The sequence below is a fragment of the Pacificimonas pallii genome (assembly GCF_019204005.1).
Lineage (GTDB): Bacteria > Pseudomonadota > Alphaproteobacteria > Sphingomonadales > Sphingomonadaceae > Pacificimonas > Pacificimonas pallii.
Map to the genome: position 1 here is coordinate 358,193 of NZ_JAGSPA010000003.1, position 25,329 is coordinate 383,521.

Genomic DNA, 25,329 nt, shown 5'->3' on the forward strand with positions numbered 1-25,329 from the left:
AATTTTTTGTTTTAAAAAATCTGCAATATTAAAAATAGTTACTTTAACTGATTTTCATTACATTTTATTAAACTCGTTCTATATTTTTTATATTTCAAATATTATTTATAAATGAATAAATTAATTGGATTTATCATTATATTTTCGTTTCTGATGCGTAATATCATTTGAAATTATTCAATTCGTGAATATACGCAATACCCATCCAAATTTGATTCTTTAATTCGAGGTAGCACTATGTTTGAGTTTATTGAAGCACAACTCATTATTTTTGAGGGTAGTAGTTCATCACTTATTCAAGTTCCAAAAATTCATAATAGCGATTTAACACAGATTAGCATGGAATCGCGCTCTGATTCGAATATTAGTGATGCGTCCGCGCTGATAGATGTGCTTGTCGAAGGTGATGCGGATCCTTTGCCTTCTGTCGATTTTGATTTGATGGGTGCGACGATTCTATCGCGGGGGCTCAGTCCAACCGATCCGGTAGGTTTACTAAAAGACCTGGGGTTTGGCGATATTGATGCTCTTTATGGTCAGAATGGCGAAGACCGGGAGGAGTCTGAAGAAGGCGAGGAAGACGAGATCATAGTCATTGGCGAGCGAGAAGATGATAATGACATTGGCGATGATCCACATGGAGACGAAGAGGAAGAACAAGATAATTACGGCGATACGGATGATGAGGCCGACGAGGGTAATGAGGATCCCGGCAATGAAGGTCGAGAAGACAGCGACAGCCATGATGTGGCCGTTAACATCCCGAATCCTACGCAGACTGAGCAGGCCGCAATTGATAAGCTGAAAGCTGATATCTTGAAGGTTGGCGCTGCGATCAATGCGCTTGCGTCAAATGCTCAGATTACCCTTGGCGATGGCACGGTTGTGACCGGTGCCGAGCTGAAAGCCGCGTGGGCGAACACCGACTTCACGGTGAACCCTGCCCAATATAATGGATATGCAAATAGATCAGGCCGGGGCGAAGCCGACTTCAATGGAGGCAATCCCGAAATTAGTCTGAATATCGATGTAATCCAAGCGTACCAAGCGCATCAAGGGGGTGGCAATTATCTGATCCTGCATGAACTTGGTCACTTCAGTGAGAACAACAATAATTACTTATCAGAAACTGAAGCCAACGATGTCGCCCGTGCGATAGCGGCGACCGCTGGACTTTCAACTTATGCACTAGCAACGTATAGTACAGGCTCTCCTCTGACCTTCACGACGCCGGGCGGGTAGTGGCACTAGAGGCTCCGGTAGCGACGGTGGCGGCGGCAGCCCGAACGTAAGTCGCTGCTAATCGGCTAATATAAAAGACGGTAGGAACAAGAGATCATGACAATATCGATGAAGATGAGGCTTGTTTTTCGGTCCCCTGCCGTCTTTGTGGCCGCCATGATGATCGGTGCCTGTGCGGCCGATAATCCGGAAACGTCCACGCCTCGCATAAGCGCTGCGCCCTCGTCAGTGGCGATCATGTGCGCGGAAGGGGCGAACGGCCTTTCGATCAGTGACGGCGACCCTGCGCAGGCTAGTGCCAGCCTTAATATATCTCCGGACCGTCTTGGCGAGCTTGAGATATTCAGGGTCGAGCGCGTCAGCGGTTCGTGCGCGCACCTGGTTCACGACGCGATGCCGGGTCAGATACTGCTTAGTGACGGGAATTATTACGCAAGCCGTAATGGCGAGGTTGTTGCACGCGACGACGCGTCGATCCTCTTTGACGCCAAAGGTATAGACAGCGTCGCCTTGCGTGAATGGGACCAGCGTCGCTTTGTCGACGGCGCCAGTTACGGGGTCAAGTCAACGGGTAGTGGCAGCAGCCGTCTTTACGTGGGTGTATGGTCGGATTCGACACGCTCGGCCATCGGCACCTTCATGGCCTCGTCCGACGGAACGGCGACCGCGCCCGTTCTTCTGCTGGCGTCCGATCTGCCGATCAGGGGCGTGTCCTATTTTCCAGATCCGGATACCCGGAGCGGCTTGCTATCCGTCGTGCAAGAGCAACCTGATCGGACGGCACACATTATTGCCTTTCGCTGGCAGCACGATTGACCTGCCCTCCAGGCGTGCAATCGAAATTGCGGGGAAATCGCGGGGAAAATTGAAATTTCGGGGACACTAGAAATTTCGGGGACACTATACATAATTAACACGAGGCGCATGTACCGCTTTAACCTATGATAACATAAACTTTTCACACATCTCGCCGGACCCAAATTCACCGCCGCACGTTCCTTCTGTACCGAACAGACAAAAGGAGCATCCCCCATGTCCAGTACCGTTCTCCAAACCCTGACCGACACCGCCATTGACAGCCTGAAGGGCTATGAACTGGCCGCCGAGCGCGCCAAATCTCCGGAACTGAAGCAGGTGCTGGTCGATCAGGCCGCGAAGCGCCGCGCCACGGTCGAAATGCTGAAGACGGAAGTTGCGCGCCAGGGTGGCACGCTGACCACCGAGGGCACCGTCACCGGCGACCTGCACCGCATCTGGACGAAGGTCGCCGACCTGTTCCAGTCGGGCGATGCCGTCGCGGCTGAATCCGTCGAGGAGGGCGAGGATTATATCAGTCAGAAATTCTGGCACGCCCTCGACAAGGGCGACCTCGACCCGGCCGTGCGTCCCACCGTGCAGGCCGCCTATGACGAGATCAGCGCGGGCGAACGCCTGACCGACCGTCTTGAGAAATATTACGACTGATCACCGCATATCCATACTGCAATCCGCGCCGCTGTGTCCCCAAGGGGGCGCAGCGGCGTTTGCATGTGGAAGGAAGAGAAAAAGATCAGCGACATCATCCTCTATTTTCCCCTTAATCCCGATCTACCTCCGCGAATGCCCGCTTCTCAATCTGCTGTTCGACAGCTGCACGAATCCGCTCATAAAATGCTGACGGGAACGCCCCGATAATCGGCGTGCGTTCGCCGACGCGTTCAACGGGCCGGATGTCCGGTCCCGGCCATGTGAAAATGTTAAGCTCATTGGGCACGACCCAACATCGCTCCGCATCCAGGCCCGCAGGGCCTTTCAGGCGGGCTGGAACTTCGATGGCGCTGGATCTGTCGTCCGGAGTCTGCGTCGTAATCGGCGCAACGAACAGCCGGGCCTTATCATCATTGCCTGTCAGCGCGACGATGACCGCAACCGGCCGGTCCTTGCGACCTTCCTCAATGCCCTTTTCATATTCGTATCGCCAAAGATAGGAATATGAGAGTGTTTCACCCGGCTCCGGTGTCGGCCATGAGGTCGTCGAGCGCGCGGCTGGCCTTGCCGGGTTTCGCGGTTTTGATGGCGTGGATTTCGTCATCGGTCAGGTCTTTCACATATTTGACCTGGCGGTCCCGGCGTTTCAGGCGTTCATATTCCGACAGCGAGATCATCACGACCCGCGTCGTCCCATGCCGCTGGATACCCACCGGACGCAGCATCGCTTCGTCCGTGTAAAATCCAAAGCGGCTAGACACCTGTTTCGCCGCGACCTCCAGAAGATTGTCGTTCGTTACCTTCATGATATGGCCCACCCAGAACCGTTACAAAAGAGAGAAAAGACGGATAAGCACTGTTTTATTGATAATCAATCTTTTCTCACTTTCACCTTTAACGATGATTTGGATCAATCCCATCTTGATCGCCATATTCGTGAAGAAGCACCAGGTGATCATGATGCAAAGACTCCCAAACCTGGCTGATGCTGACTGGCCCGGTTGGCGGATCGGCTGCATTAAATTCGCTGCCATTCTCGCTTGGCCACCGCGCCGGGCCGACTGGGTAGCTTTCTTTCGCCCCCCCCTTTGATGCCATGTGCCGAATAGGATAATTCGACACCGACATCCCGTTTTCTCCTTGCAAAATAGGATTTTCCCTGTCTTTTGATACGGCCTTTCCGATTTTCGATCCAAGGGGGGCAATGCCATGATTCACAGCGACCAGACGACGCCGTTCGTCAATCCACCACACGCGCCGCACGGCGAAACGAGCGTCGGCGTCTTTCACGGCGACTTGGGCGATACCGTATCTCCGGATTTCATATTTGCGGAGGGCACGGCGCCAAACACCGCCCGACCGGACAGCGCCGGTTCACACCCCGCGCCGCATGACACCGCCGATCCCGCGCCGGATCAGGCGGTGACGCAGGCCAGTGCCGCCGCGCCGGAGCGTCTGCACGATCCCGTATCCGCGCCCAGCGACTGGTGCCCCTTGCCCCGCGATCATCCGCGCCGCTGGACGGCGGAGCGCCAGCGCCTGTTCATCGAAACGCTGGCGGAAACCGGCATCGTCAGCCGCGCCGCCGACCGCGCGGGGATGAGCCGGGAAAGCGCGTACCAGCTGCGCCGCCGCACCGACCGCGCCGATTTCCGTGACGCCTGGGATGCGGCCACCGACATTGCCGGCCAGATGCTGCAGGAAATCGCCTTTGACCGCGTGCTGAACGGGGCCATCGAAACCCGCTATGACGCGGACGGTGAAGTGACCGGTTACACCAGGCGCATCAACGACCGCCTGCTGATGTTCATGCTCACGCATCACCGTCCGGCGGTCTATGGCAATATGTCGGGCGCGCAGCCCTATGACGCCTGGGCCCTTGCCGAGGCCCGCAAGGAAAAACTGCCCGCGCTCCTCAACGGCTTCCACCGCCGCGAGCAGCGTAATCGGCTGGCGGCGGGCAGGCAAAGCCAGCGCCGGTGACGTAGTGTGAAGCTGGTGTGAAGCTGGTGTGAAGCTGGTGTGAAGCTGGCGCGGGGAATGGGAGGGAGGAAGGAGCGATGCGATCCACGCCCATGAACGCCCCGCCCCCGCTCCTCTTATCCCGCTTCAATATCCCGCGCGGCCTTGTCCAGGATGTCGGCAATCCGCCGCGCCTCGTTGCGGTCGGCTTTCTGTTCCCACATGCGCAGTTTCAGCGCCGCGCCCAAATTCATCATGGCGCGGCCAATGGGCGCGTTGTCGGTGGCCCAGCCGGCGCCGCCGTCCTTCGCCGCGTCCAGCCGGGCCAGGATGTCGTCCGCTTCGCCGCGGCGTTCTTCCAGGTGCATGCGGCCCTTGTCGGTGATCGCATAGAGTTTGCGGCTGCCATCCGCCTGCTCCTCCGCCAGGCCCATATCGGCCAGCAGGGTCAAAGACGGGTAGACGATGCCTGGGCTTGGCGCATAACTGCCGCCCGTCCGCGCCTCGATCGCCTCGATCAGGGCATAGCCGTGCAGCGCCTCATTTTCGATCAGCGTCAGCAGCAGCAGCGGCAATTCCCCCTGCTTCAGCATGCGCCCGCCGCTGCCCCGTCCACGTCCACGTCCACGGCCGCTCCCATAGCCACGCTCGCCCATGTTCATGCCGAATTCCTTCAGCCACGGCGCGAAGGCTTCCCATTTCGCATGGCGGTGATGGCGTCCATAACGGTGATGATGACCGAACATAAGATAATCTCCGATGAGTCTTCGATATGATTAAGATATATCTTTTTACCGCGATGGCAATCCCTTTCCGGCACATCGCGTCCCGGTGTCGGGCACCGCCGCGGCCTGACCGGATGCCACTGGCAAACGGCCCGCCTCGAATTGAATTCGGCGATGATGGGAAGGTGACAGCCCGCGACGGTTCGTCTTCAAGTCCGCCCCGCCACGAACTGCCGTGCCGGTCCTTGGCCTGTCCGGCGCCATTGCGCAATGCCTGGCGAAGCGGTCATGACACCTGGCGCGGCTATCGAAGCGGCCCGCTCTCCATATTGACACATGCGAAGCGTAGTCGGGTCAGCATACCCTTTCGACTGCCGCGTCTTGGCGGATGACCGGGTTCATGCAAGTGCTGCGTCCGCGCCGCCGATCATATCGCTCAAGACGAACAAGGATGTTCATACGCCATGCCATTTCACCGCCTCGCCGCCAGCCTCGCGATGATCGTCGCGGTATCCGCCTGTTCCGACACCGGCGTCGAACCTGCGGGCACGCAAACCGGGGTAACGATAGCTGTAAAGGATCCGATCCGTGTCGCCGTTTTCAACGCTTCGCTTTACCGTGATGAACCCGGCGCCTTGGCACGGGATCTGGCGGGCGGCGAAAATCCTCAGGCGCTCGCCATTGCGGAAATCATCCAGCGGGTCGATCCCGACATCCTGCTCATCAATGAATTTGACTATGATGCGGGCGGAAACGCCCTCTCTCTGTTTCGGGAACAATATCTCGCTGCGTCGCAAGGCACAGCCGCCGCGATCCATTTTACCGACAGCTTCATCGCGCCGTCGAACACCGGCATCGATTCCGGCTTCGACCTTGACAAGGACAGCACGCTTGGCGGGCCTGCCGATGCGTGGGGCTTTGGACGTCATCCTGGTCAATACGGCATGGCCATATTGTCGAAATACGACATCGACGAAGATGCGGTTCGCAGCTTCCAGAAGTTTCGCTGGGCCGACATGCCGGACAATTTGATCCCGCGCCCCTTTTATGATGGCGAGGTCGCGGCGGCGCTGCGCCTGTCGTCGAAGACCCACATCGACGTCCCGATCATTGTCGGTGGTGAAACAATCCACATCCTCGCCAGCCACCCGACGCCCCCCGGCTTTGACGGAGAGGAGGACCGCAATGGTCGCCGCAATTATGATGAGATCCGCATGTTTGCCGATTACATCACGCCCGGTGCGGCTTCGTATCTTTACGACGACAATGGCATATATGGCGGACTGGCAAAGGGCGCTCGTTTCGTGATCATGGGTGACCTGAATGCGGATCCCGCCGACGGTGGTTCCAGGCCGGGCGCGATCGGCCAGCTTCTTGACAACCCTTTGGTCGATACCCGGTTTACGCCAGGGTCAGAGGGGGCATGCGAGGCAGCGCAGGCACAGGGCGGCGTCAATATCGATCACCAGACACCCTGCCGCACCGATACCGCCGACTTCGATGAGCGTTTCACAGGCAATCTGCGGGTGGATTACGTCCTGCCCTCGGTCAGCGGGCTTCGGATCAAAGATGGTGGTGTGTTCTGGCCGCATAGCTCCGACCGGCTATCGCGGCTTACCGGAACGGCCGAGAATCCGCGCCCCAGCTCCGATCATCATCTCGTCTGGCTGGATTTACATATCGTCCCATAGCTGCAACCGGCGGCGCTTTGGCAACCAAAGGGTTCGTCATGCACCAGGCGGCGTACCCTTTTGGTCTCTTTTCCAGGCCGCTACTGCGCCGACCGGCCGAGCCGTACCAGCATGTCCTTCAAATCCGCGCGTTCGCTTTCCGATAAGGGCCCGAGCGCGCGCGCTTCGGCCTGACGCGCCGCGTTGGAAATATCGTGTAAAACGTCGCGGCCTGCATCCGTCACCCGCAGCATGCCCGCTTGCCGGTGCAGCAGGCCCCGGTCCACCAGAGCATTGGCCGCCGCTTCGACAATGGTTGTATCGTCTCCCAGAATTGCCGCCATTGCGGAAAGGTTCTGGTCGTCCTCCAGCGCCAGTGCCGACAGCAGTCCGTGACCGGTTTCCCCCAGTTCATGCCGGTCGAGTGCCGCACCAACCTCGGCATAAAGACGAGCGTGCGCCGTCCCCAGAAGATTGCCTAGAAACGCTTTGCTCAGGCTGTAATCCGCTTTCTCCTCGTCAGCGGACAGCGCATCCGCCATGCGCGCCGCCAGCGCGTAATCGCCGCCATGATAGATCAGCGGCGATGTCGTGCGGCGCGCGAAACCGATCACTTCACCGACAAAAATAATATGGTCACCGCCCTCATATTGATGTGCGGTCCGGCACTGGAACCGTGCACCGAAATCTTCCAGCAACGGAATATTCGCCGGCCCGCGGGATAGCGTCAGCCCCTCGAACCGGTCCACATCGCGGCTGGCGAAGCGGTTGGACAGCGCCTGCTGCTCCGATGACAAGATATGGACGGCAAAATATTCCGCCGCCTGAAATGCGGGAAGGCTGCTCGACGCCCGTGCCAGGCTCCAGAGGATCATTGGCGGATCAAGCGATACGGAATTGAAGCTGTTCGCCGTCAGTCCGACATCATTGCCGTCCGGTGCCACGGTGGTCACCACGGTAACGCCGGTCGCAAAGCTGCTCAACGCATTGCGAAATTCCCTGGGATCGAACGCCTGCACTGTCATCCTTGTCCTGCCGGTTGCGTCCTCGCTGGCATGTTCAACATTCGATTGCATAGGCCCGAACGCGCTTATTCGAACTCCATGATGATCTCGTCGACCGCCAGGCTTTGACCTTCCTCGGCCTTTACGGATAGCACTGTCCCGGATTTTTCCGCGCGCAGGATGTTCTCCATCTTCATGGCCTCGACGACGGCGAGCGCCTGACCGGCCTCGACCTTGTCACCCTCGCCGACTTTCAGGCTGACCACCAGTCCGGGCATCGGGCACAGCAGGTATCTCGACATGTCAGGCGCGATCTTCTCGATCATGTGCGCCGACAGCTCAAAGATACGCGGCGAAAGGACGCGAACATCATGGCGACTGCCGCCAATCCCCATTCGATCGCCAACGGGTTGCCGTTCGATCTCGATCGCGACCGGTTCACCGCCAAGCGAACCACTGAATAGCTGATCGCCGGGCTGCCAGCCGCTCGTCAGGCTCAGCGTCCGTTCGCCAATCACGATGTCCCACTCCGGCGCGGCACCGGAAATGGACACGGCAACAGCATCGTCATCCACCACGACGACCCAGTCATCACCATATTCCGCGCCGCCGTTCAGCTGGCCGGAGATGCCGGCGGCCCGTGCCGTCCGGCTCGACTGCATGGCGGCGGCGGCGGCGATGATCTGTTCGCGCTGGACGTCGGTCAGCGGCGCACCTTCGAATCCGTCGGGATATTCCTCGGCGATGAAGCCTGTCGTGATGTCGCCTGACAGGAAACGCGGGTGCTGCATGACCGCGCTCAGAAAATCGATATTGTGACCGATCCCGCGCACGACATAGCTACCCAGCGCGAGAAGCTGGCGCGCGGCCGCCTCTTCACGGGTCGGTGCCCATGTCACCAGCTTGGCGATCATCGGGTCATAGAACATCGAAATCTCGCTGCCCTCGACCACGCCGGTATCGACGCGAACCTCACGCTCGCGCTCTTCCGGGGGGCGGTATGTGGTCAGGCGGCCGATCGACGGCAGGAAACCGCGATAGGGGTCCTCCGCGTAGACACGGGATTCGATCGCCCATCCGTCCAGCTTCACATCGTCCTGCTTCAGGGAAAGCTCTTCCCCCGCGGCTACACGGATCATCTGCTCGACCAGATCCAGCCCCGTAATCAGTTCCGTGACCGGGTGTTCCACCTGCAGGCGCGTATTCATTTCCAGAAAATAAAAGCCGCGGTCACTGCCCGCGATGAACTCGACCGTACCGGCGGACGTGTAACCGACCGCCTTCGCCAGCTCGACGGCCTGTTCGCCCATGGCCTTGCGCATTTCCGGCGTGACGAAGGGCGATGGCGCTTCTTCGATGACCTTCTGGTGGCGGCGCTGGATCGAGCATTCACGCTCACCGAGATAAATCACATTGCCGTGCTTGTCGCCCAGCACCTGGATTTCAATATGGCGCGGATCTTCGACGAATTTTTCGATGAACACACGGTCATCGCCAAAGCTGTTCAGCCCTTCGGATTTTGTCGCCGGGAAGCCTTCGCGCACTTCAGCCTCGCTATAGGCCAGCCGCATGCCCTTGCCGCCGCCGCCAGCTGACGCTTTCATCATCACCGGATAGCCGATCTCGGTGGCGATCCTGACCGCGTGGTCGGTATCCTCGATCTCGCCGACAAATCCGGGCACGACGGAGACCCCCGCCTCGCGCGCCAGCTTCTTGGATTCGATCTTGTCGCCCATGGCGGCGATGGCATTTGGCGGCGGGCCAATGAAAATAATGCCGGCATCTTCACAGGCCTGAACAAAGCTCGCGCGTTCGCTCAGAAAACCATACCCCGGATGGACGGCATCGGCGCCGGTATCCTTGCACGCCTGGATGATCCTGTCGGCCAGCAGGTATGACTCGCTGGCGGCCGAGGGGCCGATATGGACCGCCTCATCCGCCATGCGCACATGCAGCGAGGCAGCATCGGCATCCGAATATACCGCTACCGTCCCGATGCCCATCAGGCGGGCCGTCTTGATCACGCGGCAGGCGATTTCGCCGCGATTGGCAATCAGGATTTTCTTCAGCACCCGGACGGTCTCCCTTAAATTTTATATTGTTTGTCGCGGCGCACGCCGGTCAGGTCAATGAACACTTATCCAGACAGACAGGCCTGTCAGCGTCCCAGCAGCCCCATCAGGGTCCGGCCCATCTCATTCTGGTGAAGATATCTGCCGCGTCCGCGTGTCTGCCCATCCCGCGACCGCACCACGTCCACCTCGTCCGCCTGTTCGATCAGCTGTTCCGCGCCTTTGCCCCGAACAAAGAACGGCACCAGCTGGCTGGAATGCGAGCCCGACCACCATTTATGGCCGGGAAGCGCACCCGCACCGCGGTTGGTCACCGGCTGGTACGGGTGATCCGCATCGGGACCGAACAGCATGTGGTCATGGTCGGCTGTGACGATAACCAGCGTATTGTCCCAGTTCGCGAGGGTTGCCGGATCGTCAAGCCATGCCGACACGACGCGGACGGCGTTGTTGAAGTCGACATATTCCTCAATCGCGCTGCCGAGGATGTTGGCATGCATCGACCAGTCGACCGCACCGCCCTCGATCGACAGGAAAAACCCCTGCTGGCGGTCCAGATGGGTCAGCGCGCCTTGAGTGAGTTCGGTCAGCGTGGGAACGGTTTCGATCAGCCCGGTCTGTCCCGGCGCATAGGTCGCGCGATCGAGTTCCGGATCTGTCCAGCGCCGTGCCTGCAATGTTGCCATGACCTTCGCCACGACCATGATGCGTTCATCGCCGCCAAAGGTCGACATATCCTGCACCTCCGCGCGGTCCTGCACGAGCTTCCAGCCGAACGACCCGTCCTTCACGGCGGCCCAGTCTTCCTTCGAGATATATTCGTAGCGCCTGTCGTCATCGGCATCGGCCGCCACCAGCTGCGCGCGATGATCATGGTCCGGGCTGCCGCCGCCAGCGATGAGGTCGAGCGTATCCGAGGTCAGCATCTCATGGGCGATTTCATTATAATTGCCGCGCGCGATGTTATGCGCGCCGCCGCCAGAAGCAGGCGTGGCGTGATTGAAGGGCACGCTGCTGATCGTGCCGGTCATGCGCCCACTCGCTTTGGCGGTTTCGGCAAGAGACGTGACCGCCTGTTGCTCGCCATCGACATTCACCGCGCCATTATATGTGCGTACGCCGGTCATCATTGCGGACATCGTGCCTGCGCTGTCTGGATAGCTGCAGCGGTGCCATTCATAGCCAACATAACCGGCGGCATATTCGTCGGCGCATTTGGACTGGCCCGCCATCGGCCGTGTGTCCCACGCCTTCTCGCTCGTGTAGATCAGGCTGTCATCCTGGCCAGCGCCCTTCCCGTCCCGGCGCAGGGCATAGGTCGCCATTGCCGCGCGCTGCCATTCCGGGCCGTCCGCAACCAGGCGAGCGCCCAGCCAGTAGCGCGTCGAGGCCAGCATGTTATAGCCCGCGCCGTCGGCGATCATAACAATGACATTCTTTGGCCTATGATCGGCCGCCGCCGCGGGCGCCGCCAGAATTACGAGCGGGAATATCCATTTCAGCATCAGAATTTCCTTCGTGCGCGGAATGTCCAGGTGCGCGGCTGGCCCAGATATGCATAGCCAAGAGCACCGCTGTCCACATAGGTTTCGTCAAGGCAATTGTCGCATTCGATGGAGACGATCCACCAGTCATCGTCCGTGCGGAGCGACAGACCCGCATCGACCAGAACCCGCGCATCGGCGCGCTGAACGCCGTCCGTGGTGAAGAAGAGAAAATTGCGATGGTCGATTTCCATATCGCCGCGATATGTGAAGCCGATGGAGGGGGTAATGAAGCTCTCCGCTTTCGCGACATACCAGTCATAGGATATGCCGCCGCTGGCTGTCAGGTCCGGTGCCAGAACCGGAACGATCGCCTCATCACGATCGTCGGCGTCCAGCATATCGTCATCATATTCGGCATTCTGCCACCCGAACGTCCCGTACAGGTTCAGGTTCGGCAAGGGCTGGGCGGTGATTTCCGCCTCCGCGCCATAATTGCTGAAATCGAACGGTCCGCTTTCGAAACCACGGTCCGCCGGGCGCGGCCCATCGATGCTAACATCCGAAGCCTCCAGGTAAAAACCCGTCAGCCTGAGGTTCAGCCCGCCACCGAACAATCCCGTCTCGATCCCGCCTTCATAACTCCAGCGCTTTGACGGTGCCAATAATGGCGCGGATGAACTGAACCGGGCCTCGCGCCGGTCAATGGCGGATGCAAAACCGCGCCTGACCGAGGCGAACAAAGCCGCTTCCGGCCCCAGACCCAGTCGGCCGGAGAGGTAGCCGGTGAGAATACCGTCCGACAATTCCGTCAGCGGCGTATTGAAAGGCGGCGGCACCGGGAGCGGCGTATCCGCGCAGACCTCGCAGGGGCCCAGCAGACCGCGCGCCTGAAAATCGGCATCCTCGTCCGCGTAGCGCAGACCGAATGACAATGACGCATCGTCCCCGATATAATCCAGTCCGGCATAGGCCGCCCGGCCCCGCAATCTGGCATCATAAGCGCGGTCGGACTGCAGATATCTGGTCTCGTCCCCGTCTATGAACAAAGTGAACAGGTTCGCGATTTCGCCCCGCGCCTTCCGTTCGTAGAGCGCGGCGCCGATGGTCCAGCCGAGACGGTCGGATATTTTCCCCGACAGGCGGATATCCTGGCTCACCTCTGTCAGGCTTTCATCGGCGATGCGGACATTGCCGCCAAAGGCGAAGGCGTCTTCGGGCGGCAGCGGACGGCCGGGAACTGGCGTCGTGCGTCCATCTCCGAAATCGATCGCCGACTCATGGTCCGTGTCCACGAACCCGGTGACCAGCGACAGCGCGATGGTCTCGCCGCGCCATTCGAAGTCCGATGTCAGCAGCATGGTGTTCGCTTCATTGCCAAGGCCCAGCCGGGACTTGTCACCGGAGACACCGGCGCCGCCAAAGGGATTCAGGCGGTCGGGCTGGACTGCCGTAAAGCCGGTCGTCGCAAAGCGGTCGTCGCACCTGTCGCCGCAATCAAATGACAGCAGGTTCAGCGTCTCGTCGTGCATCACGGCAGCGCCAATGTGCCAGTCGATGCTGTCCGAGGGCGAAATCCGCACGGCCATGCGCCCGCCCCAGCGGTCCTGACCATTGGGATCTTCACCAGTCGTCAGGTTCCGGACGGGGCCGTCCGACGTTTCGTAATACCCGCCGAACGTCACGCCAAACGCCTTGTTCGCAGAGATCGCATCCAGTGATCCCCGAAAGCCAAGGCGGTCGAATTCGCCGTAGAGCCCCTCGAACCGGCCCCGCGTTTTCGTGCCCGGGCGGCGCAGGCGGACATGCACGCCGCCATCCGCGGCGGGACGCGCATGTGTCAGCGGCATCGCCCCGCGTGCGACAGCGATTTCGTCGGCGTGGAACAGACCGACATGATTGGCCTCGATCCTGTCCAGCCGAACCCCGTCCACATATGTACCGACATCCCGCAGTCCGCGAATCGTATAGACGTTGCCGGATCCAAAGCCCGGCATGGTCACAGCCGCAGCATTGGGCACATGGCGCAGAATTTCCTGCGGGTCCTGCAAATAGCGCACTTCGCGCAGATCCTCGTCAAAGACGGTCACCGCGGGATTGGTGTTTACCGGCGGCAATTCAGTGTTTTCCGCCTGCTGCGCCAGCGCGGCGGAAGCCTGCGCAGAGGCGCAAATGAAAAGCAATGTGCGAAGACGTATCATGCTGATCCTGTGGTGCAGATGGGGGTCTGCTCCTGATACCCGAATGGCATAATGACACAAGGCCCGCGCCGCGCCCTTTCCATTGTCCGCCGCAATGCGCTAGCCTGCCGCCATGCTTGTTCATCTGTCCGATCGTAAAGTCATGCGCTTGCATGCTCCGGAAGGCGCGGAGGGTTCGCTTGCCGCGTTTCTGAACGGGCTTGTCACCACGGACGTCACAAAGGTCACGTCCGGGCATAGCCTCTGGGCCGGACTGCTGAGCGCTCAGGGCAAATATCTGGCGGACATGTTCATATTCGCGGGCGGTCAGGGCGGCGTCGGCGAGGAGTTGCTGCTCGACCTGCCAGCCCAGCGCTATGACGCGGCAATGGCGGCCCTGAAACGGTACCGGTTGCGGCAAAAGATCGATATTGGCGACAGCCGCCAGCAGATGTTTGCGGGCTGGGGCGACCCGCTGCTGGTCAGACCCGACGATCCGCGCAGTCCCGCCCTTGGGAAACGCTGGCACGCCGCTGTCGAGACGGTGACAGGCGAACTGGCGGATTATCACGCGCACCGGATTGCCACGGGCATTCCGGACAGCGTCGATTTCGAGGCGGACAGGCTCATGTGGCTTGAATCGGGCGCCGACCTTCTGAACGGCGTCGATTTCACCAAAGGCTGCTTCGTCGGACAGGAAAACACCGCGCGTATGAATTATCGCGGCAAGGTCCGGAAACGGATCCTGCCCGTGACGCTTTCCGGCGCGCCCGAAGATGAAACGGAAATTGTCGCCCAAGGGAAAGCCGCCGGAACGTTGACGAGCGCCGCCGAAGTGGATGGCGAATGGCTCGGCATGGCGCATCTGCGGCTGGAAATGTCGGACGCGCCGCTGACACTTGGCGATCACGATGTTGACGTGCGCTGGCCGGACTGGCTGCCGCGAGAGGGGAAAGGCTAGACATGGATGGCGTTCTCTACGCCTTCGCCATTTTCGGCGCCGGATTCGGCTTTGGCGTCTGGTGGACAAAGCGGGGGCAGGTTCCCGCGGACCCGGAGGCGGCAGCGCGTGCCGCCGCGCAGATGCGTACGGAGGACCGGCTGCATGTCTCGACGCTTATCAAGGAGGGCAGGAAAATCGACGCGATCAGGGAAGTCCGCAGCCGCACGCGCTGTGGTTTGAAAGAAGCGAAGGAAATCGCCGACCATCTGGAAGCCAGCGACCCGGCGACCGGCATTGGCTAGAAAGAAACCCGATCCGCTAAAGGACAAGCGCCTGGTCACCGTATTGGGGACGATGATCGTCGTCATGGTGGCGTTTTTCGTGATGATCACCTGGTAGTCATTGGCGGCGCGATATCGCCGCATATCTGGAACCCGTCATTCCAGCAAAAGCCGGGATAACGGGTTCCGGGGGCGGCGCCCCTAGCCGTCCATGGCGCGCAGCATCTGCTTCGCGATGACCAGCTGCTGGATCTGCGTGGTCCCCTCGTAAATGCGGTAGAGGCGGGCGTCGCGGAAGAAGCGCTCGGCGTCATATTCCTTCAGATAGCCTGCGCCGCCGTAGATCTGCACGACTCGGTCGACGACGCGGCCGCACATTTCCGACGCGAACATCTTGGCGCAGCTCGCTTCCAGCGTGACGCGCGCGCCGGTGTCCGCCTTTGCGCAGGCGTCGCGGATCATGCATTCGGCGGCGTAGATTTCCGCCTTCGAATCGGCCAGCATCGCCTGGATAAGCTGGAAGCCCGCAATGGGCTCGCCGAACGCCTTGCGCTCCGTTGCGTATTTCAGGCCGCTGTCGAGTGCGCGCGCGGCATAGGCGGCGGAGCAGGCGGCGATAGAAAGACGTCCATTGTCAAGGCTTTGCATGGCGGTTTGAAACCCGCGCCCCTCTTCACGGCCCAAAAGGCAGTCGGCGGGAATGCGCGCTTCCTCCATGATGACATCGGCGATCTGCGCACCGGTCTGGCCCATCTTTTCATCCGGTGCACCAATGGTGACCCCGGGCGTGTCGACAGGCACGATAAAGGCGCTGATATGCGCGTTCTTCGGCAGCGCCTCTACATGGGTCCGCGCCATGACGATCACCATGTCGGCAAAGGGCGCGTTGGTGATATAACGCTTCGTGCCGTTCAGGACATAATGATCGCCGTCCCTCACCGCACGGGTTTTCAGGCCCGCACTATCGCTGCCACTATCGGGCTCGGTCAATGCGAAAGCGGCGACCATGCCGCCCGCCGTTTTGGGCAGCCATTCCGCCTTCTGCGCATCCGTGCCACCCTTCAGCGACGTCGTCACCATGCCGACATTAATCGACAGCAATGACCGGAACGCGGGCGCGGCCCAGCTGATTTCCTGCATGGTCGCGATATATTGCGAGATCGACATGCCCGCGCCGCCATATTCCTCCGGCGTGGTGATCGCGAACAGACCCATATCGGCCATTTCCGCGCGGATGTCATCGGGCACGCGATTGATACGGATGACCTCCGTTTCCGCAGGCACCAGCCGTTCGCGCACCCAGCGGTGCAGCTGCTCATGGAACGCGGTGAAACTGTCGGCATCCATCATCGCTAAGATCCTTTAAAGCCGCATCATCTTGGCCAGATTATTCTTCTGCATATCGCTCGACCCGCCGACGATGGGCATACCGAGCAGGTCACGCACATGCCTGTCCATGTCATAGGCATCGCTGAGGGCGTATGCGCCCATCACCTGCTGGCAGATGAGGGCGATTTCCACGCCGGTATCCGCCACGAACAGCTTCGCCATCGACGTCTCGATGGCGCAGGGCCGCCCCTGATCGGCCAGCCACGCACCGTGATACAGCATGTGCCGCGCCGCCTGCAGCTTCGTACGTGCCGTGATCAGCTTGTGCGCGATGGCCTGATGCTGCGCGATGGGGCGGCCAAACTGTTCGCGCTCCTGCGCATACTGCCATGCCTCCTCGACCGCGGCGCGCGCCGTTCCAAAGGCGACGGCCGTGATCTCGATCTTCTCGACATCGAGCGCGCGCCCGGCGAGCATGCCCCAGCCCTGATTCCATTTTTCCGGTCCGCCGACGATCGCGCTGTCATCCAGTTCAACATCGTCGAAATGCACATCCATCGACGCCGTGTAGCGCAAGTTCGAATGCTCGATGGGCCTCATCGACACACCGGGCGCATCCGTGGGAATCAGCAGGAAGCTCAGGTTGCGATGGCGCTCTTCCTTTTCGCCTGAACGGGCAAGACAGTAGATATAGTCCGACCAGTCCGCACCCGTGCACCAGCGCTTCGCGCCGTTGATGACGATCCTGCCCTCCCTGCGCACCGCCGTCGTGCCCACGCTTGCAAGGTCACCGCCCACATCGGGTTCGGACAGGCCGTAGCACAGCAGCATTTCGCCCGCCGCGATCTTCGGCAGCATCGCGGCTTTCTGCGCCGCCGACCCATTCTCCGATATGTTCATTCCGCCATAAAATGCGGCATGGATAAAGGGCCCCGTCACGAACGGCCCGCCCTGCTGCAGTTCCTCCAGAACGGCGGTGGCGGCCATCAAATCCTGTCCCAGCCCGCCATAGTCTTCCGGGATCGTCAGGCCGATCAAGCCCATGTCGGCGATTTCCCGGAACAGATCGCGCGGCCAGGTGTGATTAACGTCCCACTCCCGCCGTTTCTCACGCGGCATCTTCTCCGCCACGAAACGCGAAAGCTGGCGGCGAAGTTCGGTGATATGATCGGCCTCTGGGGCGAAGGTCGCGGAGATCATATCATTCGCCCGTGAACTTCGGCGCGCGCTTCCCGGCCATGGCGGCGACAGCCTCGCGGCGGTCCTCCAGCGTGTTCGACACGCTTTCCCAGCCAATCGCGGCATCCATCACTTGCGCCATCAGTGCGCGCAGCGGAATGTTGGTCACCGTCTTGGTCCAGCGCACGGCCCATTTCGGATTGGCGGTCAGCTTGCCGATGATCTCGCCAAGTTTTGCATCGACCTGATCTGCGGGCAGGGCATGATTGACGAGGCCGAGGTCCTTTGCCTCCGCCCCCGTCAGCATATCGCCCGTCATCAGCAGCTCTTTCGCGCGCGCAAAGCCGATGAGCTGCGGCCAGATCAGCGTACCGCCGTCGCCCGCGACCAGACCGACCTTCACATGGGGATCACCGATCTTCGCGGTTTCGTCAGCAACGATGATGTCGCATAGCAGCGCAATCGTCGCACCCAGTCCCGCCGCCGCGCCGTGCAGACGGCACAGGATCGGCTTTTCCATGTCCAGCAGTGACGAGACGATGCGCTTCGCGTCCCAGGCGATGTCGCGAAACCGCTCGGGATGATCCACCTGCTCCTGAAACCAGTCGAAATCGCCCCCGGCGCAAAACGCGCGCCCCTTCGCGGCCAGAATGATAATATCGCTACCGGTATCGCGCTGCAGGTCGGTGAAGACCCGCGCAAGCTCCTCATGCATCGGCTCGTCGACACCGTTGACCGGATGATCGGAGGTAATCCACGCGGTCAGAATGCGGCCGTCGCGGCTAAAGGTGAACCGGGAATAATCCTGCGCTTCGATATGGAATTCGCGGCTCATGTCTCATCCCCTACGCGGACGACCCGGCGTCCGAAATTCTCACCGCGGAACAGGCCGCAAAAGGCGGATGGCATCGCGTCCAGCCCTTCGAACCGCTCTTCCTTCAGCTTCAACTGGCCCGCATGGATCATCTTCGCCATGCCGGTCAGCGCCTCGGCAAACCCCTTGGCGAAGGTGAAGACCACGAGCCCCTGCATGTTCACCTGATGCGTGATGAAGGGCATTGTATTGCGGATGCCATCGCGCTCGGCTGGCGCGACGCTGTAATCCGCCACCTGTCCCGAGACGCAGATACGCCCCTTGTATCGCATCCTGGGGAGCACGCGGTCGATCATGCGGTTGCCGACATTGTCGAACAGCAGGTCGACACCCTCCGGCATGTTCTCGGCGATGGCGGCATCGAGATCATCGACAGCCTTGTAGTTGATTGCCGCGTCAAACCCCGCTTCCTCGGTCAGCCATGCGCACTTTTCCGCCGTACCGGCAATGCCCACGACGCGCGATGCGCCCCAGGCCCGCGCCAGCTGGCCAGCGGTTGCGCCAACCGGACCGGCCGCCGAGCTGATCAGCACGCGGTCGCCTTCACGAAACCGCCCGATCTCCCTGGTGCCAAACCACGCGGTCAGGCCCGGCACGCCCAGCACGCCGATCCAGGTGGAAAGCGGCAGACCGGCCTCCTGCACCTTGCCGATAAAGCCCTTGCCATTCAGAATGCTGTGCGTTCGCCAGCCGCCCGCGAAAAAGATCTGAGTGCCTTCGGGCCAGTCAGGGTGCTTCGATTCCTCGATCACACCGACGGAAAACCCATCCATCGGTTTCCCCAGCGTCTGCGCCGCGGCATAGGTATCACTGCCCGACAGGCGCGAGCGGGTACCCGGATCGACCGAGTTCCAGATATGCCGGGCCCGGAACTGCCCGTCCCCGGGCACCGGTACAGGCCCTTCGTGAATGGCAAAATCATCTTCGACGGGCAGGCCGTCGCAATAACGCGCGAGCGCCACATAGCGGTAAGTCATCTTTTGGTCCGTTCGAGCAGGCTTTCAGAATCGCCGATCATGCCCAGCGCCGTTTCATCTTCGCCGAACAGCGCCTCGGGCGGGGCGAGTTCCTGCCCCGGCGCGCCGTCATGTGCGGAATAAAACCCGCAGACAGGACTGGCCTTCGTATATCCCATCAGGCGGCGCAGTTCAGGCGCCAGCGTGGCGGCCACATCCGGCGGACAGCTGAGATACTGGTTTTCCTGCTGCCGCAGCCAATTGGGCGCATAGTGCAGCAGCGCGCCCAGCCGGTCGCGGTCCGTCCTGTTCGCGCCGCCGCCATGAATAACGGTGCCGGTGAAAATCAGTACCGAGCCCGCCTTCATTTCGGCATGGGCGATTTCGTCGGGCCTTGGTTGGCGCTTGCCTTCCCACAGATGCGAGCCTGGCACGACCGCCGTGGCGCCGTTCTCTTCTGTAAAATCCGTCAGTGCCCAATTGGTGGAAAACTGCGTCTCGATCCGGCGCGGGATATAACCGCCCCACACACCGCGGTCGCGGTGCAGCATCTGGCCGCCCTCGCCCGGACCAATGGCGACGGCCTGCGTCAGATGAAGCTGATAATCGTCGCAATGATCCTTCAGAAAGGCCCCGGCCAGCGCACGCACAGCCTTGTGCATCGCCAGCGCCCTACATGCGGGCGAGCGCGCCATGAGCGAACCGACACGGCGCGTTTTGAATCCGACGAAATCGTCCTTTCCCAGGGAATCAGCACCCATCAGACCAAAAATCTCGTCCCGCGCCTGATCCGTCAGATCCTCCGGAATCGCGGCATCGATGATAAGGCCCGCATCACGCGCAAGCACGGCCATCATATCCTCAATAGGGGCGTCCGGCGCGAAATGTGTAAGGGCGGGCATGGACGCCACCCTAGCGCCCCGCCTGCCCTCCACCCACCATGCAATCTGTGAGTGCGACCGGAAATTCACGCCGGCCTCCCTATCGGACTCCCTATCGGCCTTCACGCCGATCAGGCGGCGCGCGCCGTTGATGCCATGAACGCTGATCTGCTAGGATCCTGCCATGACAACCGCCGCCGCCCGCGCCTATTCCGGCATACACACCGCCATTCTGGCAGGTCGGCTCGAACCTGGCGAAGCGCTGACCGAAGCCGCGCTGGCCGAGATCGCCGGCGTCAGCCGCACACCCGTCCGCGAGGCGCTTCGTCAGTTGGAGGCCGAAGGGCTGATCGCGCGGTCAGCGACGGGCCGCCTGTCGGTGCGTGACTGGGATCTTTCCGATTTGAGCGAGCATTTTACCTTGAGGGCCATGTTGGAAGGGCACGCCGCCGCCCGCGCCGCCGCCCGCATCAGCGACGGCGACCTTGCCCGGCTGAGGGCATGCAACGACCGGATCGCGTTGGCCGTTTCAGCGGAGCCGGACGTAGCGGCTTTTCTGTCCGCAAACCGCCTGTTCCACGATATCATTCTGGAGGCGGCGGCATCCGAACGCACCGCGATCATGATCGGCCTGCTGGTCGAGCAGCCGCTGGTGCGGGCAACGGTACACCGATATGACCGCGCCCTTTTCGAACGCAGTCACAGCGAACATGCCGACCTCATAACGGCGATGTCGCTGCGCGATCCCGAATGGGCCCGGTCGGTGATGACCGGACACATCCGGCGCGCCTATCACGCGCTCGCAAAATTCCAGCAGGACGGGACGGCATAGCCCCAACCGGGAACAGCTACGCCGCGCCCGGGTTCAGCTTATCCTGCGTTTTGGTCTCGAAATCCGCAGCATCGTGCCGCTCGTGCAGCTGTGTTGACGGGTCGCCGAACACCCGGTTCACCATCCGGCCGCGTTTCACGGCCGGACGCGCGGCGATCTCATCGGTCCAGCGGATGACGTTCTTATATTCATGCACCTGCAGGAACTCGGCCGCATCGTAGACCATCCCCTTCACCAGCGCGCCGTACCACGGCCAGATCGCCATATCGGCTATGGTATACATTTCGTCCGCCATATAGCGATTATCAGCCAGGTGCCGGTCAAGCACATCAAGCTGCCGCTTCACCTCCATGGCGAACCGGTCGATGCAATATTCGATCTTCACCGGGGCATAGGCGTAAAAATGGCCGAACCCGCCGCCCAGATAGGGCGCGCTGCCCATCTGCCAGAACAGCCATGACATGCACGCCGTCCGCGCGGCATGATCCCGCGGAATGAAGGCGCCGAACTTTTCAGCGAGGTACAACAGGATCGAGCCGGATTCGAACACCCGCTGCGGTGGCCCCTCTCCCGAATGGTCCATCAGGGCGGGAATCTTGGAATTCGGGTTCGCCTCCACAAAACCCGACGAGAATTGGTCGCCCTCGCCGATATTGATCAGCCAGGCATCATATTCCGCGCCCTCATGGCCGAGCGCCAGCAGTTCTTCCAGCATGACGGTGACCTTCACGCCGTTCGGCGTGCCCAGCGAATAAAGCTGTAGCGGGTGATCTCCGACCGGGCGATCCTTGTCGTGCGTAGGACCGGCGATCGGCCGGTTGATGCTCGCAAACTGGCCGCCATTATCCTTGTTCCATTTCCAGACGGCAGGCGGCGTGTAATCGGGCAGATCGGCGGTCATGTACTGGCTCCCAGGCGGTTTGGATTTCGGCGCCCGGCATGCCCGAGCGCCGCGCATGTCGCAACTTATCAGAAAAATGCACGATAGCGTTCGTGGTCGGGGCCACGCTGGTTACATACTTGACTGTCCATTCTACCGCCGATGCCATGGATTTTCGCATTTGCGTTCGGTAAAACTTTGGTAAAGCATCGCGCCGTATCATCGCGCGCACCATGGAGCAGGAAACGCCATGAAACGCGGAACGCTCGCACCGACATTCGGCACCGTTGTCATGACCGGCGCGGCCGGACGCGTTGCGACACTCGTGCGCCCGCTCCTGGCCGCTCACTGCCGGGAGCTGCGACTGCTCGATGTCCGTCCGGTCACGGTCTTTCTGCCCTGCGAGACGCCGATGCACGTCAAGCTGGAGGATGCCGACGTCCTGACGCCCGCCATGACGAAGGCGGAGGCGGTCATTCACCTTGGCGGACTGGCGGAAGACGCGACGTGGCCTGATCTTGTGAAGATGAATATCGAGGGGACGGCCAATGTCTTCGCCGCCGCGCAGGCGAAGGGAATCAAGCGCGTCGTCTACGCCAGCAGCATCGGCGCGCGCGGCTTTTTCCGCGATACGGCACAGCTGCCAGCAGGCGCGCCCTTCCGTCCCGACAATCACCACGCGGCTTCGAAAGCCGCTGGAGAGCTGGTTGCCCGTATGTACGCGGAAAAGTTCGGCATGCAGGTCACCTGTCTTCGCATCGGCCAGGTCAGTGTCTCGCGCGATGACGTACCGGCGGGCATGTGGACCGGCGCGGACGATCTCGCGCGGCTGATTCTTGCCGCACTGCACCCGCTGAGGACGTCCTTTCGCGCCATCGATACCATCGCGCCGGAGCGGCGCGCGATCTTTCCGAACCGGCAGGTACGGCAGATGCAGTTCCGCTGGCGCGGCAGAAACCTGCCCCATAGGGCACAAACAGCTGCGGAAGCCCCGCATTCCTGACCGCCCGGACCCGGCCATTCAGACCAGTCATGAAGGGCCGCGATGATTCAGGGAAAATCACGCTTTTCGTTCAGGAAAAGATGGAGGCCCGAGCCGGAATCGAACCGGCGTACACGGATTTGCAGTCCGTTACGTAACCACTCCGCCATCGGGCCTCGTAAGCGGGAAGCAGGCCTCTATCAGCGCGGCTTGGCGAGCGCAACCGAAACGCTTAGAGGAACGCTCAAATTGGCTCTTGCCGGTAGCTGTATTATTCAGCTATGTCACCTGTGAACCATTAAAGGACTATCCGTGACGACCTCCCTTCCCGCCGGCCCGGATTTCGCGCAGATGCGCCGTGCCATGGTCGACAGCCAGCTTCGCCCGAATAGTGTGACCGAACCGCTCGTCGTCACCGCTTTCGAAACCGTACCTCGCGAAGACTATGTTCCGGCCGAACGTGCATCGCTCGCCTATTCCGATGAGGAAATCGAAGTCGCACCAGGCCGTTATCTGGTCGCCCCGCTGACACTGGGACGTCTTGTCAGTGAGGCGCACATCCGCCCTGGCCAGAACGTGCTGATCGTCGGCGGGACCACCGGCTACTCCGCCGCTATCATTTCTCATCTTGGGGCACATGTCACCGTGCTTGAAGAGGAAGCGCTCGCCGCCGCCTTCACCCCTGGACCGGGCGTCAATGTCGTTCACGGCCCCCTCATTGAAGGCGCAGCGTCGTTCGCGCCGTTCGACCTCATTCTGATCGAGGGCATGATCGAGACCCTTCCGGAGACACTGTTAGCGCAAGTCGTCGAGGGCGGCCGCATTTCCGCCATTCTCGTGGACGAAGGCGTCCCTCGCGCTGGTATCGGCCGCGTTTTCGGCGGCCATGTCGGCTGGTCGTTTTTCATGGATCTGGAAGCGCCGGCCCTGCCGGGCTTCGCAAAAGCACGGGAATTTGTATTTTAATGTCCATTCGCGCGACCCCCATCGCCCTTCTTCTGACATGTGCAATGGCGCTCCCGGTGCAGGCGGAAACGCTGCGCGAGGCCATTGCGTCGGCCTATGCAACGAATCCTGACATCACGGCGGCCCGCGCCGGTCAGCGGCTGACGGATGAAGAGCTGGTGCGCGCAAAGGCCGGTATTCGTCCAACCATCAGCAGTACCTCCGTCCTGGATCAGGAGACGACGTCACCAGGCCGTTTTGACGATCAGAGCCGCCTGTTCAACTCGCAGATCCAGCTCAGTCAGCCGGTCTGGCGCGGCGGGCAGACGATCAACAACATCCGCGCCGCCGATAAGAGCGTGCTCGCTGGCCGTGAACGCCTGCGCGCGACGGAAAACCAGCTTATCCTCGATACCGTCACCGTCTATCTGGACGTGCTGAGCAACCAGTCGGAAGTCGAGCTGACGCAGGGCAATGTCAGCGTGCTTGAGCAGCAGCTTCAGGCGTCCACTGACCGATTCGAGGTTGGCGACGTGACCCGCACCGACGTGGCGCAGTCGGATGCCCGCCTTGCCCTTGCCCGCAGCCAGCTCATCTCCGCACAGGCCAACCTTGAAGCGAGCCGCCACGCTTATCGCCGCATTGTCGGCAATGAGCCCGTGAACCTGCAGCCACCACCGCCGCTGCCCGTTCTGCCCGGCACGCCGGAACAGGCGGTCGATCTCGCGCTTGCCGAAAGCCCTTTCGTAAATTCGGCAAAGCTCGCGGAACAGTCCGCACGCTATTCGGTCAGCTCCGCACGCGGTGCCCGCCTGCCGAGCCTCGACGCCACCTTCTCCGTCGGCTACACGAACTTTCGCGGCCTCAACAACCAGATCGGTGGCATCCGATTTTCGAACGTCGAATTCACGCAGAATATCGGCGCACGGTTGACCATTCCAATTTATCAGGGCGGTCAGCAGGGCAGCGCGATCCGCAGTGCGAAGGCGCGCGCTGATCAGCTGCGCGAGGATGCAACCGCCGCTGAACGGCAGGCTATCGCCAATGTCCGTACCGCTTTTGAAAATCTGCTGAGCGCGCGTGCCACGATCCAGGCCGCGAGCGTCGCTGTCGAAGCGAACGAACTTGCGCTGGAAGGCACACGGGCGGAGCAGACCGTCGGCACGCGCAATATCCTCGACGTACTGAATGCGGAACAGGAATTGCTGAACGCGCAGGTGCAGCTCGTTCGCGCGGAACGCAATGCTTATGTCGCAGGCTATTCGCTGCTCGCAGCAACAGGCCGCGCAGAAGTGAAGAATCTCGACGTTCCCGTCGCGCTTTATAACGCGGAACAATATCTGGACCGTGCGGATGACCGCTGGTTCGACTGGGCGGCGGAATTCGACGCCCAGCCGCTGAGCACCGCGGTATTGCCTGCCGAGACGGAAGACTGACATTC

At 60.9% G+C, this 25,329-nt stretch carries 24 protein-coding genes and 1 tRNA gene; 11 read left to right on the forward strand and 14 right to left on the reverse strand.

What is annotated here, in order from left to right; translation table 11 throughout:
• The first annotated feature begins 237 nt into the window (after nucleotides 1–237).
• From KCG44_RS10330 to KCG44_RS10340, 3 genes are all read left to right on the forward strand, one after another.
• The gene (locus KCG44_RS10330) at nucleotides 238–1,242 is read left to right on the forward strand and encodes a hypothetical protein (protein WP_218446006.1); all 1,005 of its coding nucleotides are present in this window, start codon (nucleotides 238–240) and stop codon (nucleotides 1,240–1,242) included.
• A gap of 108 nt (nucleotides 1,243–1,350) precedes the next feature.
• Nucleotides 1,351–2,058, forward strand: coding sequence for a hypothetical protein (locus KCG44_RS10335; RefSeq protein ID WP_218446007.1), 708 nt, complete (start codon nucleotides 1,351–1,353; stop codon nucleotides 2,056–2,058).
• A 216-nt stretch (nucleotides 2,059–2,274) separates the two neighbouring features.
• The gene (locus KCG44_RS10340) at nucleotides 2,275–2,706 is read left to right on the forward strand and encodes a ferritin-like domain-containing protein (protein ID WP_218446008.1); all 432 of its coding nucleotides are present in this window, start codon (nucleotides 2,275–2,277) and stop codon (nucleotides 2,704–2,706) included.
• Between the two features lie 112 nt (nucleotides 2,707–2,818).
• On the opposite strand, the gene KCG44_RS10345 is transcribed toward KCG44_RS10340, so the two are convergent.
• A complete protein-coding gene (locus KCG44_RS10345) occupies nucleotides 2,819–3,313 on the reverse strand; it encodes a putative type II toxin-antitoxin system PemK/MazF family toxin (RefSeq protein WP_218446009.1) in 495 nt (164 codons plus the stop codon).
• Nucleotides 3,225–3,515 carry a type II toxin-antitoxin system Phd/YefM family antitoxin gene (locus tag KCG44_RS10350; RefSeq protein WP_218446010.1) on the reverse strand — a complete coding sequence of 97 codons (291 nt, stop codon included), beginning with the start codon at nucleotides 3,513–3,515 and terminating at the stop codon, nucleotides 3,225–3,227. The genes KCG44_RS10345 and KCG44_RS10350 overlap by 89 nt, the downstream gene beginning before the upstream one ends.
• 403 nt (nucleotides 3,516–3,918) lie before the next feature.
• Between KCG44_RS10350 and KCG44_RS10355 the strand changes: the two genes are divergently transcribed.
• Complete coding sequence (locus tag KCG44_RS10355; RefSeq protein WP_218446011.1) at nucleotides 3,919–4,692, forward strand: circadian-associated transcriptional repressor family protein; 774 nt, start codon at nucleotides 3,919–3,921, stop codon at nucleotides 4,690–4,692.
• Nucleotides 4,693–4,808: 116 nt separating this feature from the next.
• On the opposite strand, the gene KCG44_RS10360 is transcribed toward KCG44_RS10355, so the two are convergent.
• Nucleotides 4,809–5,417, reverse strand: coding sequence for a PadR family transcriptional regulator (locus tag KCG44_RS10360; RefSeq protein WP_218446012.1), 609 nt, complete (start codon nucleotides 5,415–5,417; stop codon nucleotides 4,809–4,811).
• A 443-nt stretch (nucleotides 5,418–5,860) separates the two neighbouring features.
• Between KCG44_RS10360 and KCG44_RS10365 the strand changes: the two genes are divergently transcribed.
• The gene (locus tag KCG44_RS10365) at nucleotides 5,861–7,087 is read left to right on the forward strand and encodes an endonuclease/exonuclease/phosphatase family protein (protein ID WP_218446013.1); all 1,227 of its coding nucleotides are present in this window, start codon (nucleotides 5,861–5,863) and stop codon (nucleotides 7,085–7,087) included.
• 80 nt (nucleotides 7,088–7,167) lie between these two features.
• On the opposite strand, the gene KCG44_RS10370 is transcribed toward KCG44_RS10365, so the two are convergent.
• The 4 genes from KCG44_RS10370 to KCG44_RS10385 form a co-directional block, all read right to left on the reverse strand.
• Entirely contained in the window at nucleotides 7,168–8,091 is a 924-nt protein-coding gene (locus KCG44_RS10370) for a flavin reductase (protein ID WP_218446014.1), read from the reverse strand.
• A gap of 65 nt (nucleotides 8,092–8,156) precedes the next feature.
• Nucleotides 8,157–10,142: an acetyl-CoA carboxylase biotin carboxylase subunit gene (locus KCG44_RS10375; protein ID WP_218446015.1), complete on the reverse strand. Its 1,986-nt coding sequence runs from the start codon at nucleotides 10,140–10,142 to the stop codon at nucleotides 8,157–8,159.
• Nucleotides 10,143–10,228: 86 nt separating this feature from the next.
• On the reverse strand, nucleotides 10,229–11,647 hold the full coding sequence (locus KCG44_RS10380; protein WP_218446016.1) for an alkaline phosphatase: 1,419 nt from the start codon (nucleotides 11,645–11,647) through the stop codon (nucleotides 10,229–10,231).
• Nucleotides 11,647–13,827 (reverse strand): TonB-dependent receptor, encoded by a 2,181-nt coding sequence (locus KCG44_RS10385; RefSeq protein ID WP_218446017.1) that lies wholly within the window; start codon nucleotides 13,825–13,827, stop codon nucleotides 11,647–11,649. Before KCG44_RS10385 ends, KCG44_RS10380 begins: the two co-directional genes overlap by 1 nt.
• A 142-nt stretch (nucleotides 13,828–13,969) precedes the next feature.
• On the opposite strand from KCG44_RS10385, the gene ygfZ reads away from it, so the two are divergent.
• Nucleotides 13,970–14,767 (forward strand): CAF17-like 4Fe-4S cluster assembly/insertion protein YgfZ, encoded by a 798-nt coding sequence (ygfZ, locus tag KCG44_RS10390; protein WP_218446018.1) that lies wholly within the window; start codon nucleotides 13,970–13,972, stop codon nucleotides 14,765–14,767.
• A gap of 2 nt (nucleotides 14,768–14,769) precedes the next feature.
• A complete protein-coding gene (locus KCG44_RS10395) occupies nucleotides 14,770–15,051 on the forward strand; it encodes a hypothetical protein (protein WP_218446019.1) in 282 nt (93 codons plus the stop codon).
• Nucleotides 15,052–15,231: 180 nt separating this feature from the next.
• On the opposite strand, the gene KCG44_RS10400 is transcribed toward KCG44_RS10395, so the two are convergent.
• The 5 genes from KCG44_RS10400 to KCG44_RS10420 are packed head-to-tail and all read right to left on the reverse strand — an operon-like array spanning nucleotide 15,232 to nucleotide 20,270.
• A complete protein-coding gene (locus KCG44_RS10400) occupies nucleotides 15,232–16,377 on the reverse strand; it encodes an acyl-CoA dehydrogenase family protein (protein ID WP_218446306.1) in 1,146 nt (381 codons plus the stop codon).
• 15 nt (nucleotides 16,378–16,392) lie between these two features.
• Nucleotides 16,393–17,559, reverse strand: a complete 1,167-nt coding sequence (locus KCG44_RS10405; RefSeq protein ID WP_218446020.1) for an acyl-CoA dehydrogenase family protein — start codon at nucleotides 17,557–17,559, stop codon at nucleotides 16,393–16,395.
• A gap of 1 nt (nucleotide 17,560) precedes the next feature.
• On the reverse strand, nucleotides 17,561–18,373 hold the full coding sequence (locus tag KCG44_RS10410) for an enoyl-CoA hydratase/isomerase family protein (RefSeq protein WP_218446021.1): 813 nt from the start codon (nucleotides 18,371–18,373) through the stop codon (nucleotides 17,561–17,563).
• Nucleotides 18,370–19,389, reverse strand: a complete 1,020-nt coding sequence (locus tag KCG44_RS10415) for an NADP-dependent oxidoreductase (RefSeq protein WP_218446022.1) — start codon at nucleotides 19,387–19,389, stop codon at nucleotides 18,370–18,372. The genes KCG44_RS10410 and KCG44_RS10415 overlap by 4 nt, the downstream gene beginning before the upstream one ends.
• Nucleotides 19,386–20,270, reverse strand: a complete 885-nt coding sequence (locus KCG44_RS10420) for a phytanoyl-CoA dioxygenase family protein (RefSeq protein ID WP_218446023.1) — start codon at nucleotides 20,268–20,270, stop codon at nucleotides 19,386–19,388. Before KCG44_RS10420 ends, KCG44_RS10415 begins: the two co-directional genes overlap by 4 nt.
• A 163-nt stretch (nucleotides 20,271–20,433) precedes the next feature.
• On the opposite strand from KCG44_RS10420, the gene KCG44_RS10425 reads away from it, so the two are divergent.
• Nucleotides 20,434–21,081 carry a GntR family transcriptional regulator gene (locus tag KCG44_RS10425; protein WP_218446024.1) on the forward strand — a complete coding sequence of 216 codons (648 nt, stop codon included), beginning with the start codon at nucleotides 20,434–20,436 and terminating at the stop codon, nucleotides 21,079–21,081.
• Between the two features lie 16 nt (nucleotides 21,082–21,097).
• On the opposite strand, the gene yghU is transcribed toward KCG44_RS10425, so the two are convergent.
• Complete coding sequence (yghU, locus tag KCG44_RS10430; protein ID WP_218446025.1) at nucleotides 21,098–21,982, reverse strand: glutathione-dependent disulfide-bond oxidoreductase; 885 nt, start codon at nucleotides 21,980–21,982, stop codon at nucleotides 21,098–21,100.
• 229 nt (nucleotides 21,983–22,211) lie between these two features.
• On the opposite strand from yghU, the gene KCG44_RS10435 reads away from it, so the two are divergent.
• Nucleotides 22,212–22,964 (forward strand): NAD-dependent epimerase/dehydratase family protein, encoded by a 753-nt coding sequence (locus KCG44_RS10435; RefSeq protein ID WP_218446026.1) that lies wholly within the window; start codon nucleotides 22,212–22,214, stop codon nucleotides 22,962–22,964.
• An 81-nt stretch (nucleotides 22,965–23,045) separates the two neighbouring features.
• Here the strand turns inward: KCG44_RS10435 and KCG44_RS10440 are convergent.
• Nucleotides 23,046–23,119, reverse strand: a tRNA-Cys gene (locus KCG44_RS10440).
• 136 nt (nucleotides 23,120–23,255) lie between these two features.
• Between KCG44_RS10440 and KCG44_RS10445 the strand changes: the two genes are divergently transcribed.
• Together KCG44_RS10445 and KCG44_RS10450 are read left to right on the forward strand one after the other, a co-directional pair.
• Entirely contained in the window at nucleotides 23,256–23,909 is a 654-nt protein-coding gene (locus KCG44_RS10445) for a protein-L-isoaspartate O-methyltransferase family protein (RefSeq protein WP_218446027.1), read from the forward strand.
• The gene (locus tag KCG44_RS10450; RefSeq protein WP_218446028.1) at nucleotides 23,909–25,324 is read left to right on the forward strand and encodes a TolC family outer membrane protein; all 1,416 of its coding nucleotides are present in this window, start codon (nucleotides 23,909–23,911) and stop codon (nucleotides 25,322–25,324) included. The genes KCG44_RS10445 and KCG44_RS10450 overlap by 1 nt, the downstream gene beginning before the upstream one ends.
• The last annotated feature ends 5 nt before the right edge of the window (nucleotides 25,325–25,329 follow it).